This window comes from Caballeronia sp. EK, assembly GCF_014384845.1.
In the GTDB taxonomy this organism is placed as follows: domain Bacteria; phylum Pseudomonadota; class Gammaproteobacteria; order Burkholderiales; family Burkholderiaceae; genus Caballeronia; species Caballeronia jiangsuensis.
This window is the reverse complement of sequence record NZ_JACSUE010000002.1, coordinates 662457-678519: the sequence shown is the minus strand read 5'-3', so window position 1 is coordinate 678519 and position 16063 is coordinate 662457. Positions and strand designations below refer to the sequence as shown.

Below are 16063 nucleotides of genomic sequence, written 5' to 3'. Positions count from 1 at the left end.
AATAGTCACAGGAGATGCGATGACTTCCCCCCGGCGCGACGAGATCGACGAAATCAACGCAATCGACACGATCGACCACAAAGCCCCGCACGAGCCGCTCACCTCCTACTACTCCGACGAACCCGCCAGACGTCTCTGGCTGCGCGGCATCTTCGATCGCACCGCCTCCGATTACGACGCGATCGAGCGCGCGATGGCCTTCGGCTCCGGCTCGTGGTATCGCAACCGCGCGTTGCGTTTAGCGGGTCTCGCGCGCGGCATGCGCGTGCTCGACGTCGGCATGGGCACGGGCCTCGTCACGAAGGAAGCGGTCGCGATCACGGGCGATGCGGCGCTCGTCACCGGCGTCGATCCGAGCCCGGGCATGGTCAGCGAGGCGCATCTGCCGATGGGCGTGGAGACGCGCATCGGCACCGCGGAAAATCTGCCGTGCGACAGCGCCGCCTACGATTTCCTCAGCATGGGTTTCGCGCTGCGCCACGTGAGCGATCTCGCGAAAGCCTTCGATGAATACTTCCGAGTACTCGCGCCCGGCGGACGGCTCTGCGTGCTGGAGATCACGCGGCCCGCGCATGGCATGGGCGTCGCGGCGCTGAAGTTCTACATGCGCGGCGTCGTGCCGATGATCGCCCGCATCGTCGGAAAGAAAGGGGAAAGCGTCGAACTGATGCGCTACTACTGGGACACGATCGAGGCCTGCGTGCCGCCCGACACCGTGATCGCCGCCATCGAACGCGCGGGCTTTGCGAACGTGCGCCGCGATGTCGAACTCGGCATCTTCTCCGCTTATTGCGCGACGAAACCGGCGGCCTGAGCCGCGTCGAGAATCACGGCGGCGCGGCCGCTCAGCAGCAATCGTCCCGCGCAGTGAATGGTGAAGCGGTATAGCACGGTGATGTCGTCGCCGCCCATGCGCTCGGCTTCGATATCGAGCGGGGCGTCGAGCGTGTCGAGACTATCGACGTGGATCTGAACGCCGCGCACGCTCGTCAGCATGCCGACGCGCGGACGTGTGCCTTCCTGGCCGACGAGCGCGCCATGCACCGCCATCGCCTGCGCGGCGTATTCGATGCCGCACACCGACGCGAGCCGGCCTTTCGACCGCAGCGGATTGTCGGGGCGAAGATGGCTCGTCGCTTCGCAGCGGATGCGTTGCGCATCCCACGCGACGACGGCATCCAGCAGACACATCGCGCCGCCATGCGGAATGCGCGCGGCGATCCAGTCGTGATCGAGCATCTGCGCAGCCGTCATGACGGGTCGATATCCACGGCGAGGTGCGTGCCATCGAGATAATCGAGCACGACATTCGATGCTTTCCCGCACGCCAGCGCTTCGAGCAACGGCAACGCGCGCGCGGCGGGATTCGACAGGCGCAGCGCTTCGAAATCGGCATCGGTGAAGGTGAACGCGTTCGCATCGGTGAGATGCACGTCGATGCGCGCGAGCGTGCGATCGCTCTTTTGCGGCGCGAGCACCAGCGCGACGCCGAACGCATCCGCGATCGGGCGAACGTGGTGCAACGGCTCCGGATATTCCGTGTCATACGCGACGAGCAGCGTCGCGGCGCCATCGACGCTCACTTGCGCGAGGCTTTCCAGCAGGCCCGCCGAGAAGCTGCCGTCGTACGCGCACAGCACATTCGATGCGGCCATCGCGCGTGTCGCGATGCTCCAGTAGCCTGCGGGCGCGTTGTGGACGGAGTTATGGAAGCGCGTCGGTGAGATTTGCGGATCGTCGCTCGCGAGCGTTTCGCAGATCGCATGAAAATTCCCGCCATCGCCGCCGGATGCCGCGAACACGGCGGCGAGCGTCGCGGCATCGCGGCCGCTTTGCGCGACCGCTTCGTGCGCAGCCGCGAGCGCCGCGCGCACGACCGGCCCGGTGCGGCGGCGTTCGGCGGAAGGCAAACCGGCGGGCGCGGGCAGCACGGTCTGCGCGGCTGTCCGCGAGGCGCGCCGCGTCAGTACGTCGGCGGTATGAGGCCAGCCGGCGAGTCCCGGCCCGATGACGCCGACGCCTTCGATAAATGCACGCAATGGAATCATGCCGGGCCCGCTCCCTTGCGTCCGAACACGAGACTGCAATTCGTCCCGCCGAAGCCGAAAGAGTTGGACAGCACCGCGCGCAACGGCGCGCCGCGCGATGCGAGCACGTAGTCGAGGCCGAGCGCGGGGTCCGGCTCGCTCGTGTTGGCGCCCGCCGGGATCATCTGGTGCCGCAACGCGAGCGCGGCGATCACCGCTTCGAGCGCGCCCGCCGCGCCCAGCGTATGACCCGTCGCGCCCTTGGTCGAACTGCACGGCACGCGGTCGAACAGGCTCGTGAGCGCGCGGCTTTCGGCGGCGTCGTTGCTGGGCGTCGCGGTGCCGTGCAGGTTGACGTAGCCGATATCGCGCGCGTCGAGTCCGGCGCTCGCGAGCGCCTGCTGCATCGCCATGCGCGCGCCGAGTCCTTCGGGATGCGGCGAGGACATGTGATACGCATCGCTCGATTCGCCGATGCCGAGCAGGCGGATCGCGTCGTCATCGGCGTGGCTGGCCGAGTCGCGTTCGAGCACCGCGAACGCCGCCGCCTCGCCGATCGAAATGCCGTTGCGCTTCACATCGAACGGCTTGCACGGCCCCGGCGCGAGCAGTTCGAGCGAGTTGAAGCCGTAGAGCGTCGTGAGACAGAGCGTATCGACGCCGCCGACCACGGCCGCATCGATCAGACCGGTTTCCAGCATGCGCCGCGCCGACCCGAACACCTTCGCCCCCGACGAACACGCCGACGACACCGACACCGCCGGCCCGCGCAACCCGAAGTACGCGCGCACGAAACCGGCGAGCGAATAGGGATTGTGCGTGGTCGCGTAGTTGAAGTCGGTGGGCAGCGCGCCGGTTTGAGCATCGCGCCGCTGGTAGGCGAGTTCGGTTTCGAGAATGCCCGCCGTGCTCGTGCCCATGAACACGCCGACGCGTTGCGCGCCGTAACGCCCGATCGCTTCGCGCACGCGCTCGTCGAAGCCGTCCTGCGTCATCGCCAGTTGCGCGAGGCGGTTGTTGCGGCAGTCGAATTCGGCGAAATCGGCGCGTACCGGCGCGTCCTCGATGCCAGCGACGCGGCCCGTGAACGTGTGCAGCGCGGCGCCTTCGAAATCGCACGGCGCTAGTCCGCTGCGTGCTGCCGAGAGCGCGTCGAGCGTCGCGTCGAGTCCGCGGCCCGCGCAACTCGTGGCGGTGAAATGCGTAAGCAGAAGGGGGTTCACTACGGGCTAGATTCCCAAAGTCCGATGGTGTTCGAATACGATGAATTGTAACAAACGGGCCTTTCGGGCCGCGCACGCCTCAGTCCACAGGTCGCGCAATAATCAGACGATTGGCCGTGTGCGCGCCGTTGCCCATCGGACCGATGGTCACTTGAAAGCGCAGATCGCCGAGCAGCGCGAGCCATTGCGCTTCGCTGCGCACCGTGAGTGCATTCGTGCGTCCCGACCGGGCGATCTGCATGCCGAAATCGACGGCGCGATCGACGCTCGCGCGCCAGCCTGCGGCGGCATCGCTGACGCGCAGCAGGAGCAAGCCATCCGCGGCGAGACTTGCGCGCACGCGGCGCAGCACGGCTTCCTGTGCGTTCGCATCGACGTAATGCAGCACATCGCACGCGACGACGAGATCCGCCTGCGGAAACGGCGCGATGCGAATGTCGTCGCAAACGAAGCGAATGCGCGGCGCGTGCGCCTTCAACGCGATGCGCGCCCAATCGATGTCGCGCGGCGTCAGGTCGATGCCGTGGATCGATTGCGGCACGGGCGGGGCGGGCCAGAGTGCGGGCCACGCGTGAGCAGCGTCATCGCGATGCCATGCGTGCGCGCCGACCAGGCACGCGGCGAGCAAACCTTGGCCGCTGCCGAGATCGAGGATGCGCGCGCCATCGGGGATCAGACCGTGCGCGAGGATGTGGGCGAAGAACGGATCGTGACGCAGTTTCGCCGACGCGAAGTGCCATGCGAAGCGGCCTGCGGCGCGGTAGGGGAGGCTGGCGGTTTCGATGAGTTCGGGTGGGAGCATGGGGGTGGGGCGAGGGGATGCTCGTGAATTTTAGGCTTTTGCCGGATCCCGGTTTGTTTTTGGTTTATTAGCGTTGCCCCTCCCCGCACAGGGGCAGTGCTAATAGACCGACACGAACACGAGTTCCACCGAAAGCCTAGGCAAGCCCTTCAACCCCACTCAATCCCGCGCCCGAAGCGTATCAACTTCCCCAGCATAAAACCGCTGCAATTCACCGATAAACGCTTGCAGCGCAGCATGATCCCGCCCCGGCGGCGCAAACCGGCGCCCAAGCGTCACGCGATAAGTAATAGGCAGCGCAGGCTTTCTAAAAATCTGCCAGCCTTTGCCAAGAAAGCCCGAATCCGTCTCGATGATGAGCGTCTGCACCGGCACCTGCGCGCGCCCCGCGATCAGCGCGATGCCACCCTTCAGCGGATTCACCGACGCATGCTCCGTGCGCGTGCCTTCGGGAAACAGCAAAAGCGGCGAGCCCCGCTCCAGTTCGGCAACCGCAGCGCGAATCAACCCGACCGGCGTATCGTTGACGATATACCCCGCGAGCAGCGCGCCCGGCCCGAGAAACACGTTCCCGGCGACATCGCCTTTCATCACGCAACACGTATCGGGTACGCGCGACGCGATCAGCAACGCATCGAGCAGGCAAGGATGATTCGGCGCGAGGATCATCGCGGACTGACTCGCGAGCGAATCGAGTTCGGAGAGATCGAAGCGGCACGCGCCGAGCGTGCGCAGGAGCACGAAATAACCCTGCCACACGCGCTGCACGACGCTGCGTCCGACGCGCCGCCCGGCATCGGCGGAAAGCACGCGCCGCAGGATCCACGCGAACGGAAACCACGCGAGGCACACGAGCGCCAGCACGACGAGCGCGAAATAGAACGCCACGCATTGCCACGCGGATTCGAGCGCGCGGCCCAGCGAAATCCGTTCGCCTGCACCGCCGATTTTCCGATGGGCGTCACTCATCGCTCGCCACCATTTTCGACGACTGTCCGAACACCCACGCCACCGCCACGCCGCCCGAGAGCACGCTCTTTTGCCGCACGAGCGGGCTGTCGGCGAAGCTCGCGCCGGCGAGGTTCGCATAGCGCATGAACGCGCCGACCCAGTAACGGCTGAAGCGCCGCGACATCGACACGAGCGCCTGCGTGCCCGCGTAGCCGCCGTTCGCCTGGAACGCGGGACGGCCGGGCGTCGCATATTGCGGTGCGACCGTGTAGTAGTGGTCGCTGTACTTGCCGTCGGCGAACATCGGTCCGGCGAGCATGCCGACGCGCAGTCCCGATACGCCCGCGACATCGATCAGATCGAGATTCAGGTTCGGCTCGAACTGCCAGCCGACCGTCTTCGGCGACGATTCCAGCGTGATGCCCATGCGCACCGGCAGGCGCAGATCGAGCAGCGTGTCGCGCGACGGCGAGCGCCACAGGTGCACTTCCATCGACGGACCGATTTCGATCGTCGGCTTGAGATCGGGCATGCCGGCGCGCGCGTTGTCGTCGCGGCTGGAAACGGGCAGCGAACCGAGCAGGCTGATATTGAAGTTGATGCGATCGGTGTCGAGCAACTGGCCGCGCACGCCGTCGCGATCGGCGCGGAAGAACTTGCCGCGATAGATCACGTAGGGAAACGGAAAGACCCACGCGCGCGTCTGGTCCGAGCCCGGATAGTGCGGAAAGCCCGCCACGCCCATGCCGACGCCGACCTCCCACAACGGCTTGCTCGGTGGCGGCGCGTCATCGGCGCACGCAACCGTACTCGCGGCGAGCAACATCAGGGGCGCAAGGCGCGACGAGCGAAATCCCGGCATCGTGATCAATTGGCCGATAGCTCCGCGCGTTTCGCGTCGCTCAGATTGCGGCGTCGCTGGCGGTATGCGCGCAGCGAATTGCGCCAGTCGAGCGCGGCCGTAATGTAATAGATGCCCTTGAACGCGCGCAGCGAACGCCAGATCGGCGTCGTGCCGAAGATATCGCCCGCGAGCAGCGACAAGAGCGCTTCCTTCATGCGCAGCGGGTTTCTCGGGCCCATGAAGAGATCGCGCATCGTCGGCGAGGTCATGCGGTAGATGAACCACGAAAATTCGCGCGGACCGTGACGCACGTCGCGGTCGAACTTCGCGAGCGCGGCAGGCGCATCGGCGGGATTCGAAAGCGCCGCGTCGATCGCTTCCGCGCCCGCGAACGCGCTCTGCATCGCGAGCATCACGCCCGACGAGAACACCGGGTCGATGAACGCGAACGCATCGCCGAGCAAGAGGAAGTTGCGTCCGTGCGTCATGTCGCCGGTGTACGCATAGTTGCCCGTCGCGTGGACTTCGCTGATCAGTTCGGCATCTTTCAGGCGCTCGGCGAGCGGCGCACACAGCGCGATGGTCTCGCGGAAGAACGTTTCGAGCGACGTGCCCTTCGGACGCCGCTTCAGATACGCGGGCCACACGACCGCGCCGATGCTCGTCGCGCCGTCCGCGAGCGGGATGAACCAGAACCAGCCGTGCTCGAACCAGAACACGGTGATGTTGCCTTCGTTCTGGCCGTCGTTGCGGCGAGCATTCCTGAAATGGCCGTACAGCGCCGACGAATTGTGGCGCTCGTTGCGGCGCTTGGTCTTGAAATGATTCGCGAGCAGCGTGTCGCGCCCCGATGCATCGACGACGAAACGCGCGCGCACTTCCTCGATGCGGCCATCGTCGTGCTCGGCGGCGATCGTCGCGCTGGCGCCATCCGCCGCGAACACGACATCGCGCGCGCGGCAGCCTTCGCTCACGTGCGCGCCGTGTTTCGCCGCGTTGCGCAGCAGGATTTCGTCGAGTTCGGAGCGGCGCACCTGATACGCGCTCGGCATCGACTTGTCCCAGGCATCGGCGAAAAGAAAGCGCTGCATGCGATTGTCGTGCTGCGGCGACACGAACTCGGCCGCGAGCTTGACCATGCCGATCTCGCGCACTTCATCGGCGACGCCGAGCCGTTCGAAGAGCCGCAGATTTGCCGGCAAAAGCGATTCGCCGATATGAAAGCGCGGATGCCGCGCCTTCTCCAGCACCCGCACGCGATAGCCGCGGTCCGCGAGCAGCGTCGCCGCGGTCGATCCGGCAGGTCCGCCGCCGATCACCGCGACGTCCCAGGTTTGCGTCGCTTCGCTCATCCCACTCCTTTCGATCCGATTCAAGCGATTCCGCCGTTGATCGACAGAACCTGCCCTGTGACATAAGCCGCCGCGTCCGACACCAGATACGCGACCATGCCCGCGATTTCCTCCGCCGTGCCCGCGCGCTGCGCCGGCACCAGCTGCTTGATGCGCTCGGGCGGAAAAGCGTTACCGAGCATCGGCGAATCGATGACGCCCGGCGCCACCGCGTTCACCGTGATGCCGCGCGACGCGAGTTCCTGCGCGAGCGCGCGCGTCGCGCCGATCAGGCCCGCCTTGGCGGCCGCGTAATTCACCTGCCCGCGATTGCCCATCAGCCCCGACAGCGACGACATGTTGACGATACGGCCCCAGCGCGTGCGGATCATCGGCATGAGAAGCGGCTGCGTGACGTTGAAAAAACCGTCGAGCGTCACGTCGAGCACGCGTTTCCATTGCTGGCGCGTCATGCCGGCCATCGGCGCATCGTCGTGGATGCCCGCGTTGTTCACCAGAATCTGCACCGGGCCGTCGGCCAGGATGCGCGCGATCGCGGCGTCGGTGGCGTCGGGATCGGTCACGTCGAAGGCGATTGCATGCGCCGTGCCGCCCGCCGCGCGAATTGCTTGCGCGCAGCTTTCAGCGCGTTCGATGCCGCCGTTCGCGTGAATCCAGACTTCGTGTCCGGCCGCGCCCAGCGAGCGGCCGACAGCTTGTCCGATCGCGCCGCTGCCGCCCGTCACGAGCGCGCGCATGGCCTGGTTTCCGTCATCGATTGCATTGCGCCAGTCCGTATTCCGTGTTGCGCGGCCGCATCGGCGAGCGCACGAGCGTGCGCGTCGTTCAGTCTCGATGCGGCGGATTTCACTTGCATGACAGCGGCTGTCGGGGCTGACGCCGCGCGTTATCGGGTGCGATGCGCCGCGACGTGCGCGGCGAGCGCGCCGAGACTCGCGAAGATCTTCTGATTGTCCGGATTGTCCGAGCGCAGCTCGAAGCCGTATTTCTTCGAAATCAGGAGCGCTATCTCCAGGATGTCGATGGAATCGAGCCCGAAACCTTCTTCGTACAAACGCGTATCGGCCGAGACGGCCTTGGGATCGACGTCCTCGAGATTCAATTCGGCGACGATCAGCTCGGCGAGCTCTCTTTCCAGTTCGTTCATCGTATGTGCAGACCAGCCAGAAACGCGCGCAAGGGCGGCTCGTAAGACGTGCGCCCCGCGTACCCCGCACGCCACCGGCTGCCTGTTATCGAGATAATTGCTAGTGGCGAAATTCTAGACGAAGCCCTCTGGGACGCCTAGTAGGAAAGGTAACCGGTCGGAAGATGCGCCGGACCGCGATATTTCTGAGAAAAATCAGCGGTTTCGCCGCTGGGCGGGACCCCTGCGTGCGTAGGGTAAAATCCGCCGGTCTGACGAATGTAAGATCATCGAACAATCGGTTACAGACCGGGCGCGCAGGCGCGCGGGAAAATGATCGTCAGGCGGGCGACTGCCGGGTTTTTGTTCAATTACGGAGCGTTCTGAAGAACGCCGCAGCCGCATTCCATGTTGCGTACCTTTTTCCTTCTTTCAGGCGCACCGCGCGCAAGCGGAGCACGCCGATGAACGCAGCGCGCTTTTTTCGCGCGGCGAGCGGCGTCGGTGCGATCGCCGCTTACCAGCTTGCCGCGCATCATGCCGCGTCCACGCCGGGCGCGCACGGTCTCGGGCTCGCGCTCGTCCTCGCGCCGATTCTGCTCATCGCGCTGAACGCCGTCGTGCGTTCGCCCGCGCGTGGCTGGCTGCTGCCGCTGTGGGCGCTCGCGTGCGTCGCGTTGTGGCTCGGGCGCGCGCCGCTCACCGCGCATTTCGGCTGGGGCCTGTGGCTCGAACACGCGAGCTTCAACCTCGCGCTCGCGTGGATGTTCGGCCGCACGCTCGTTCATGGCCGCGAACCGCTTTGCACCCAGTTCGCGACAATGGTCCACGGCCAGATCGAAGCGCGCGTCGTGCGCTATACGCGGCACGTCACGCTGGCGTGGACGCTCTTTTTCGTCGCGACGGCGTTCGTGTCGACGGTGCTGTTCGCGTGCGCATCGATCGTCGCGTGGTCCACGTTCGCCAACTATCTCGCGCTGCCGCTCGTCGGGCTGATGTTCGTCGCCGAGTACGCGTGCCGCCGCATCGCGCTGCCCGACATGGAGCCGTCGAGCATCATGGACGCCGTGCGCGCCTACACGCAGTCGATGCAGATGCGTCGCGGCGGGGCGCAGTAATGTCGTCGAATTCATCGCCCATGCAGACCTTTCCGCTGGTTTTCCATTCGTCGCCGGATCAGACGATCGCCTGGCGCGACGGCGTGCCCGTCACCGTGCGCGAGTTTCTTGCCGACGTGCAGGCGCTCGCCGATGCGCTGCCCGAAGGCGGACATGTATTCAACGTCTGCACGGACCGCTATCGCTTCACGGTGAGCCTGTGCGCGACGCTCGTCGCGGGCAAGACGAGCCTGTTGCCCTCGACGCATACGCCCGAAATGGTGCGCGCCCTCGCCTCGTTCGCGCCGGACGCGTTTTGCCTGCACGACAACGACGATTGCGCGATCGACCTGCCGCGCTTCCGGTATCCGCTTGGCGCGGCGTCCCGCATGACGGGCGAAGCGCATGTCCCGCACATCGACGGCGCGCGCGTGGTCGCTTACGTGTTCACGTCGGGTTCGACGGGTGTGCCGGTGCCGCATCGCAAGACGTGGGGCTTTCTGGTGAAGAACGTGCGCGCGGCGGCGGCGCGTCTCGGCCTGCTCGGCGAGGCACGCGCGACGCTCATCGGCACCGTGCCGCCGCAGCACATGTACGGCTTCGAATCGACGGTGCTGCTCGCGCTGCTCGGCGGCCTCGCGTTCAGCAACCGCCAGCCGTTCTATCCCGTCGATATCCGCGCGGAACTCGCCGCCGTGCCCGAGCCGCGCGTGCTCGTCAGTTCGCCGATTCATCTGCGTGCGCTGTTCGCGAACGAGGAAGCGTTGCCGCGCGCGTCGCTGTTGCTGTCGGCGACCGCGCCGCTCGCGGAAAAGCTCGCGCTCGACGCCGAAGCGCGCCTCGACGCGCCGCTGATGGAAATCTACGGCAGCACCGAAACCGGCCAGATCGCGACGCGCCGTACCGCGCACACCGCCGCGTGGGAACTGTTTCCGGACATCGCCCTGACGCCGCGCGCCGACGATTCCGGCGAACCGACGATGTGGGCATCCGGCGGCCACGTCGAAGTGCCGGTGCCGATGGGCGACGCGCTCGAACTCATCGACGGCACGCATTTTCTGCTGCACGGGCGCAAGGCCGATCTCATCAATATCGCGGGCAAGCGCACGTCGCTCGCGTATCTGAATCATCAGTTGAACGCGGTGCCCGGTGTGATCGACGGCGTGTTCTACATGCCCGACGAAAGCCCCGCCGACAGTGAAACCGTGCGCCGTCTGATGGCGCTCGTCGTGGCGCCGGAGCTTACGGCGGCGGACTTGCAGCGCGCATTGCGCGAGCGCATCGACGCCGCGTTCATGCCGCGTCCGCTGCTGTTCGTCGATTCGCTGCCGCGCAACGCGACCGGCAAGCTGCCGCGCGAAGTGCTGACGCAACTGATCGAACAGGAACGCAGCCGCCGCGCCGCGCTGAGCTTCACCGTGCCGCCAGAGCATCCCGCGCTCGCCGGACATTTCCCCGGACGCCCGATCGTGCCGGGCGTCGTGCTGCTCGATCACGCGCTCGACGCGATCGGTTCCGCGCTCGGAAAGAACTTCGGCGCATGCAGGATCGAATCGGCGAAATTCCTGAGCCCGGCCGCTCCCGGCGAAGCGCTCGACATCACGTACGAAACATCCGCGAGCGGCGCGATCCGCTTCACGATTCGCGCGGGTGTTCGCGCGGTGGCGAGCGGCGCGGTCGGCATGATCGACAACGGCACGCAAGCATCGTGAACGAGCCGCGCAACCGCGACGACTGGGCCGAGCGCCAGGAACGCAGCAACCTCGCGTTGCTGCGCTTCATGACGTGGGTGTCGCTGCGCTTCGGGCGGCGCATCGGGCGCGTGTTGCTGCGGATCATCGCCGCGTACTTCGTGGTGTTCGCGCCGCGCGCGCGGCGTGCATCGCGTTCTTATCTGAATCGCGCGCTCGGCCGGCATGCAGGCTGGCGCGATGGTTATCGACATGTGTTCTCGTTCGCGTCGACGATTCACGACCGCATCTATCTGCTCAACGAACGCTTCGATCTGTTCGATATCCGCACGCATGGCGTCGAGGATGTCGAGGCCGCGCTCGCCGACGGCCACGGCGCGTTCCTGATGGGCGCGCATCTCGGCAGCTTCGAGGTGGTGCGCGCGATCGGGCGGGCGCAGCCGCATATCCGCATCGCGATCACCATGTACGAAGAAAACGCGCGCAAGATCAACGCGATTCTCGCCGCCGTGAATCCGGCCGCGCATCACGACGTGATCGGGCTCGGCAAGGTCGATGCGATGCTGAAGGTGCGCGAACGGCTCGATGCGGGCACGCTCGTCGGCATTCTCGCGGATCGCACGCTGCGTCAGGCAGGCGACGCGCTGAAGGAACGCGAATTTCTCGGCGCGCCCGCCGCGTTTCCGCTCGGGCCGCTGCATATGGCGGCGGTGTTGCGGCGTCCGGTCGTCTTCATGACGGGGCTGTATCTCGGCGGCAACCGCTACGATATCCACTTCGAAACCCTCGCGGATTTTTCGAAGACCGGGCGCGGCGAGCGCGCCGCCGCCGTCGATGCCGCACTCACGCGCTACGTCGCGCTGCTCGAAAAATACTGCCGCGCGGCGCCGTACAACTGGTTCAACTATTTCGACTTCTGGCAGGCGAACGCCGTGCAGGAACCGGCGCAAGCGCGCGCGGCCGGCGCCCGTCTGCGAGAAGTCACGAAGGATTCCTGAGCTTATGCGAGTTTTCTCCGCGGTGCTGACCGCCGCCGTGCTGTGCGTCATGTCGGCACCGACTTTTGCCGCCGATGCGCCCTGGACGCTCGATCGCCTGATGAACACGCTCGGCGCGAAAAAATCCGGGCGCGCGCAGTTCACCGAAACGCGCTATCTGAAGATCGCGCAGGAGCCGCTCGAATCGTCGGGCGAACTCGTGTTCGTCGCGCCCGATCATCTGGAAAAGCATACGGTAAGCCCGAAGCCTGAGAATCTCGTCGTCGATGGCGACATGCTCACCGTCGATCGCAACGGCCGCAAGGTGACGATTCCGCTGCGCAACTATCCGGAACTGGGCGCGTTCATCGAGAGCATCCGCGCGACGCTCGCGGGCAACCGTTTCGCGCTGGAGAACGCGTACAAGGTGTCGATCGACGGCAAGGGCAACGACTGGACGATGACCCTCGTGCCGATCGATTCGCGCATGAAGCAGAAAGTCAGCTCGATCACGCTCGCGGGCAGCGGCGCGGCGCTCGCGCGCGTCGAGATCAAGCAGGCCGATGGCGACCGCTCGCTCATGCGCCTGCAAGACGCGTCGGCGCACTGAACCCGGCATGCGCGCTGTCCTTCGTCAGCCTGCGGTCATCGTCTGGCTGTGCTTTCTCGCGGTGTGCCTGGGCGTCATCGCGCGTACGAACTTTTCCGCCGATCTCTCCGCTTTCCTGCCGCGCTCGCCCAGCGAACAACAACGCGTGCTCGTCGAGCAACTGCGCGACGGGCTCGTTTCGCGGCTGATTCTCGTCGGCATCGAAGGCGGCGATGCGAACGGCCGCGCCGATGTCTCGCGCAAGGTCGCGGCCAAGTTGCGCGCGGACAAGCGCTTCTCCGCGATCAACAACGGCGAGCCGGTCGGAGCGGCGCGCGACGAGCGTTTCGTTTTCGAGCATCGCTATCAGTTGAGTCCCGCGGTGACGCCCGAGCGCTTCAGCGTCGCCGGCCTGAAAGACGCGCTCGCCGACAGCCTCGATCTGCTGAGCTCGTCCGCCGGGATGATGACGAAGGACTTGCTGCCGCACGATCCGACCGGCGAAGTCACCGCGCTCGTCAGTCAGCTGGACAGCGGCGCGCAGCCTTCGATGCAGGATGGCGTATGGGCATCGCGCGACGGCCAGCGCGCCGTGCTGCTCGCGCAGACCGCGAGCGCCGGTTCCGACACCGATGCGCAAGCCAGCGCGATGGCCGCGATCCGCGATGCGTTTGCGCAAGCCGCGCCGGGCGCATCGGCGTATCGGTTGCTGATGACGGGACCGGGCGTATTCGCCGTGGAAACACGCGACACGATCATGCACGACGTACGCTGGCTGTCGGCGGCGAGCATCGTGCTGATCGTCGTGCTGCTGCTGGCGGTGTATCGCTCGGTGCCCACTTTGCTGCTCGGTCTGTTGCCGGTGCTGTCCGGCGTCGCGGCGGGCGTCGCCGCCGTGAGCCTCGCGTTCGGCACCGTGCATGGACTCACGCTCGGATTCGGCACGACGCTGATCGGCGAGGCCGTCGATTATTCGATCTATCTCTTCGTGCAGTCGGCGGGCGTCGCGCGGCGCGAATCGCTGAAGGACTGGGTCGCGAGCTTCTGGCCGACGATCCGCCTCGGCGTGCTGACGTCGATCTGCGGCTTCGCCTCGATGCTCTTCTCCGGCTTTCCGGGCCTCGTGCAACTCGGGCTGTATTCGATCGTCGGTTTGTCGACGGCGGGCATCGTCACGCGTTTCGTGCTGCCGCATGCGTTGCCGCAAGGCTTTGCGATCCGCGACGTCTCGCGCCTCGGCAATCGGCTCGCGCGCGTCGCCGGCCATGCGTCGCGTTTGCGCGCGGCGCTCTTGGTGTTGTTGTTGGCGGCGGTCGCCACCTTGTTCATGCACAGACACGGGCTCTGGAGTCAGGAATTGTCCGCGTTGAGTCCCGTTCCAAAGGCGAGCCAGGATCTCGATGAACGTCTGCGCGCCGACGTCGGTGCGCCGGACGTGCGCTATCTCGTCGTGGTGTCGGCGGCGAACGAGCAGGCCGCGCTCGAACGGGCGGAAGCGGTCGCGCGTCGGTTGCAGCCGCTCGTCGATGCGCACGTGATCGCCGGTTATGAAAGTCCGGCGCGCTATCTGCCGAGCGACGCCGCACAGCGCGCGCGTCTCGCGAGCCTGCCTTCGGCCGGGGAATTGCGCACGCGTCTCGCCGTCGCGCTGCGCGATCAGACGATCCGCGTGAAGCCCGAAGTCTTCGAGCCGTTCATCGCCGATGCCGAAGCGGCCCGCACACGGCCGTTGCTGCGTCGCGCCGATTTGCAGGGCACGTCGATGGCGCTCGCCGTCGATTCGCTGCTCACGCAACGCGACGGCCACTGGACGGCGATGCTGCCCTTGCGCGCGGCCGAAGGCTCGGACGTGGAGGCGCAGAAGATTCGCGCGGCGGTGACGGCGTCGCAGGTGCCGGACGCGCTGTTCGTCGATATGAAAGCCGAGGCCGACCGTCTCTATCAGAACTACGTGCACGAGGACATTCGCCTGTCGCTCGGCGGATTCGCCGCGATCGTCGTGCTGCTCGTGCTCGCGCTGCGCTCGCCGGTGCGCGCGGCGCGCACGCTCGCGCCGCTCGTCGCGGCGGTGATCGTCGTGATCGCGGGGCTCGCGCTCGCGGGCAAGTCGCTGACGATTCTGCATCTGATCGGCATGCTGCTGATCGTCGCGGTCGGCTCGAACTACGCGCTCTTCTTCAACTATCGCGCGCACGCCGAAGACAACGCGATTTCCCCGCAAACGCTCGTATCGCTCGTGATCGCGAATCTCGCGACCGTGCTCGGTTTCGGGCTGCTCGCGCTTTCGAGTGTGCCGATGCTCAAGACCTTCGGACTGACGATCGGCCCCGGCGCGATTCTCGCGCTGCTGTTCTCGGCGATCCTCGCGCCGCGTTCCGGATTTTCGCGATGAACGCGCCCGGCCAACCGCGTCGATGGACCCCGACGCCTTTGATCGGCGGCGCGGCAGCCGTGCACGCGGGCGCGCTCGCGGCGCTCGCCGTATCGCCCGCGACGTGGCCGTGGGCGGCGGGCGGCGTGATCGCGTCGCACTGTGCGCTGACGGCGGCGGGACTCTGGCCGCGCAGCGCGCTGCTCGGCCACAACTGGACGACGCTGCCGGAATCGGCGGGCGCGTCCATCGCGATCACGATCGATGACGGTCCCGACCCCAACGTCACCCCGCGCGTGCTCGATCTGCTCGACGCGCATCGCGCACGCGCGACGTTTTTCTGCATCGGGGAGCGCGCGCGGGAACATCCGCGCATCGTCGAGGCGATCGTCGCGCGTGGACATGCGGTGGAGAATCACAGCCAGCGGCATCGGCACAATTTTTCGCTGATGGGGCCGGGCGCGATGCGGCGTGAAATCGACGCGGCGCAAACGACGCTCGGCGATATCGCGGGCACGCGGCCGCTGTTCTTTCGCGCGCCGGCGGGATTGCGCAATCCGTTTCTCGAACCGGTGCTGTGCGGTCTGGGGCTTCATCTCGCGAGCTGGACGCGACGCGGCTTCGACACGCGCACGGGCGATGCGGCGCTAGTTGCGCGGCGTTTGCTCGATGGGTTCGCTGCGGGCGATATCCTGCTCGTTCATGATGGGCACGGTGCGAGGGATGTGCATGGCGTACCCGTTGTGTTGGCTGCGCTCGATACGGTCTTGCGGGCGGCGGCGGATCGGGGGTTCGGGACTTTGACCTTGCGGGATGCGATCTTGGGGTAGGGGTGGTTTGGGGTTTTTTTCGCCGGATCCCGTTTTCGTGGCGGTCTATTGGCACTGCCCCTGTGCGGGGCGGCAGTCACTTTCTTTGCTGCTGCAAAGAAAGTAACCAAAGAAACAGCTCGTTTAAGCCCGCGGTCACACGCAACTTAGCCATGCTTGCCAGCCGCCGGTGGCACTCGCCTA

The 16063-nt window shown here is 66.4% G+C and carries 16 protein-coding genes; 7 read left to right on the top strand and 9 right to left on the bottom strand.

Annotated features, from left to right (window positions below; all coding sequences use genetic code 11):
- Positions 1 to 19: 19 nt before the first annotated feature.
- Entirely contained in the window at positions 20 to 814 is a 795-nt protein-coding gene (locus tag IAG25_RS07550) for a class I SAM-dependent methyltransferase (protein WP_187604292.1), read from the top strand.
- On the opposite strand, the gene IAG25_RS07545 is transcribed toward IAG25_RS07550, so the two are convergent.
- The 9 genes from IAG25_RS07545 to IAG25_RS07505 form a co-directional block, all read right to left on the bottom strand.
- Positions 787 to 1254, bottom strand: coding sequence for a hotdog family protein (locus IAG25_RS07545; protein ID WP_187604291.1), 468 nt, complete (start codon positions 1252 to 1254; stop codon positions 787 to 789). The two genes, IAG25_RS07550 and IAG25_RS07545, sit on opposite strands and share 28 nt — an antisense overlap.
- Positions 1251 to 2048 carry a beta-ketoacyl synthase chain length factor gene (locus IAG25_RS07540; protein WP_187604290.1) on the bottom strand — a complete coding sequence of 266 codons (798 nt, stop codon included), beginning with the start codon at positions 2046 to 2048 and terminating at the stop codon, positions 1251 to 1253. The genes IAG25_RS07545 and IAG25_RS07540 overlap by 4 nt, the downstream gene beginning before the upstream one ends.
- Positions 2045 to 3250, bottom strand: a complete 1206-nt coding sequence (locus IAG25_RS07535; protein WP_187604289.1) for a beta-ketoacyl-[acyl-carrier-protein] synthase family protein — start codon at positions 3248 to 3250, stop codon at positions 2045 to 2047. Before IAG25_RS07535 ends, IAG25_RS07540 begins: the two co-directional genes overlap by 4 nt.
- A 79-nt stretch (positions 3251 to 3329) precedes the next feature.
- The gene (locus IAG25_RS07530) at positions 3330 to 4052 is read right to left on the bottom strand and encodes a class I SAM-dependent methyltransferase (protein ID WP_187604288.1); all 723 of its coding nucleotides are present in this window, start codon (positions 4050 to 4052) and stop codon (positions 3330 to 3332) included.
- A gap of 159 nt (positions 4053 to 4211) precedes the next feature.
- Positions 4212 to 5021 carry a lysophospholipid acyltransferase family protein gene (locus tag IAG25_RS07525; RefSeq protein ID WP_187604287.1) on the bottom strand — a complete coding sequence of 270 codons (810 nt, stop codon included), beginning with the start codon at positions 5019 to 5021 and terminating at the stop codon, positions 4212 to 4214.
- Positions 5014 to 5865 (bottom strand): MipA/OmpV family protein, encoded by an 852-nt coding sequence (locus IAG25_RS07520; protein ID WP_222946438.1) that lies wholly within the window; start codon positions 5863 to 5865, stop codon positions 5014 to 5016. Before IAG25_RS07520 ends, IAG25_RS07525 begins: the two co-directional genes overlap by 8 nt.
- A 5-nt stretch (positions 5866 to 5870) precedes the next feature.
- Positions 5871 to 7199: an NAD(P)/FAD-dependent oxidoreductase gene (locus IAG25_RS07515; RefSeq protein WP_187604286.1), complete on the bottom strand. Its 1329-nt coding sequence runs from the start codon at positions 7197 to 7199 to the stop codon at positions 5871 to 5873.
- A 20-nt stretch (positions 7200 to 7219) separates the two neighbouring features.
- Positions 7220 to 7936: a 3-oxoacyl-ACP reductase FabG gene (fabG, locus tag IAG25_RS07510; protein WP_187604285.1), complete on the bottom strand. Its 717-nt coding sequence runs from the start codon at positions 7934 to 7936 to the stop codon at positions 7220 to 7222.
- Between the two features lie 149 nt (positions 7937 to 8085).
- Entirely contained in the window at positions 8086 to 8346 is a 261-nt protein-coding gene (locus tag IAG25_RS07505) for a phosphopantetheine-binding protein (RefSeq protein WP_008348277.1), read from the bottom strand.
- Positions 8347 to 8789: 443 nt separating this feature from the next.
- Between IAG25_RS07505 and IAG25_RS07500 the strand changes: the two genes are divergently transcribed.
- From IAG25_RS07500 to IAG25_RS07475, 6 genes are all read left to right on the top strand, one after another.
- Positions 8790 to 9443: a hypothetical protein gene (locus IAG25_RS07500; protein WP_187604284.1), complete on the top strand. Its 654-nt coding sequence runs from the start codon at positions 8790 to 8792 to the stop codon at positions 9441 to 9443.
- 20 nt (positions 9444 to 9463) lie between these two features.
- Entirely contained in the window at positions 9464 to 11134 is a 1671-nt protein-coding gene (locus tag IAG25_RS07495; protein WP_187604283.1) for an AMP-binding protein, read from the top strand.
- Positions 11135 to 11202: 68 nt separating this feature from the next.
- Positions 11203 to 12111, top strand: a complete 909-nt coding sequence (locus IAG25_RS07490; protein ID WP_255503604.1) for an LpxL/LpxP family acyltransferase — start codon at positions 11203 to 11205, stop codon at positions 12109 to 12111.
- 4 nt (positions 12112 to 12115) lie between these two features.
- Positions 12116 to 12700 (top strand): LolA family protein, encoded by a 585-nt coding sequence (locus IAG25_RS07485; RefSeq protein ID WP_187604281.1) that lies wholly within the window; start codon positions 12116 to 12118, stop codon positions 12698 to 12700.
- Between the two features lie 7 nt (positions 12701 to 12707).
- Positions 12708 to 15071, top strand: coding sequence for an MMPL family transporter (locus IAG25_RS07480; RefSeq protein ID WP_187604280.1), 2364 nt, complete (start codon positions 12708 to 12710; stop codon positions 15069 to 15071).
- Positions 15068 to 15880 (top strand): polysaccharide deacetylase family protein, encoded by an 813-nt coding sequence (locus IAG25_RS07475; protein WP_187604279.1) that lies wholly within the window; start codon positions 15068 to 15070, stop codon positions 15878 to 15880. The genes IAG25_RS07480 and IAG25_RS07475 overlap by 4 nt, the downstream gene beginning before the upstream one ends.
- The last annotated feature ends 183 nt before the right edge of the window (positions 15881 to 16063 follow it).

Excerpts from the sequence above, each read along its gene's own strand:
- IAG25_RS07520 (WP_222946438.1), bottom strand. The coding sequence starts at position 5,865 with ATGCCGGGATTTCGCTCGTCGCGCCTTGCGCCCCTGATGTTGCTCGCC.
- IAG25_RS07475 (WP_187604279.1), top strand. The coding sequence starts at position 15,068 with ATGAACGCGCCCGGCCAACCGCGTCGATGGACCCCGACGCCTTTGATC.
- IAG25_RS07480 (WP_187604280.1), top strand. The coding sequence starts at position 12,708 with ATGCGCGCTGTCCTTCGTCAGCCTGCGGTCATCGTCTGGCTGTGCTTT.
- IAG25_RS07515 (WP_187604286.1), bottom strand. The coding sequence starts at position 7,199 with ATGAGCGAAGCGACGCAAACCTGGGACGTCGCGGTGATCGGCGGCGGA.
- IAG25_RS07550 (WP_187604292.1), top strand. The coding sequence starts at position 20 with ATGACTTCCCCCCGGCGCGACGAGATCGACGAAATCAACGCAATCGAC.
- IAG25_RS07500 (WP_187604284.1), top strand. The coding sequence starts at position 8,790 with ATGAACGCAGCGCGCTTTTTTCGCGCGGCGAGCGGCGTCGGTGCGATC.
- IAG25_RS07490 (WP_255503604.1), top strand. The coding sequence starts at position 11,203 with ATGACGTGGGTGTCGCTGCGCTTCGGGCGGCGCATCGGGCGCGTGTTG.
- IAG25_RS07525 (WP_187604287.1), bottom strand. The coding sequence starts at position 5,021 with ATGAGTGACGCCCATCGGAAAATCGGCGGTGCAGGCGAACGGATTTCG.
- IAG25_RS07540 (WP_187604290.1), bottom strand. The coding sequence starts at position 2,048 with ATGATTCCATTGCGTGCATTTATCGAAGGCGTCGGCGTCATCGGGCCG.
- IAG25_RS07505 (WP_008348277.1), bottom strand. The coding sequence starts at position 8,346 with ATGAACGAACTGGAAAGAGAGCTCGCCGAGCTGATCGTCGCCGAATTG.
- IAG25_RS07545 (WP_187604291.1), bottom strand. The coding sequence starts at position 1,254 with ATGACGGCTGCGCAGATGCTCGATCACGACTGGATCGCCGCGCGCATT.
- fabG (WP_187604285.1), bottom strand. The coding sequence starts at position 7,936 with ATGCGCGCGCTCGTGACGGGCGGCAGCGGCGCGATCGGACAAGCTGTC.
- IAG25_RS07530 (WP_187604288.1), bottom strand. The coding sequence starts at position 4,052 with ATGCTCCCACCCGAACTCATCGAAACCGCCAGCCTCCCCTACCGCGCC.
- IAG25_RS07495 (WP_187604283.1), top strand. The coding sequence starts at position 9,464 with ATGCAGACCTTTCCGCTGGTTTTCCATTCGTCGCCGGATCAGACGATC.
- IAG25_RS07485 (WP_187604281.1), top strand. The coding sequence starts at position 12,116 with ATGCGAGTTTTCTCCGCGGTGCTGACCGCCGCCGTGCTGTGCGTCATG.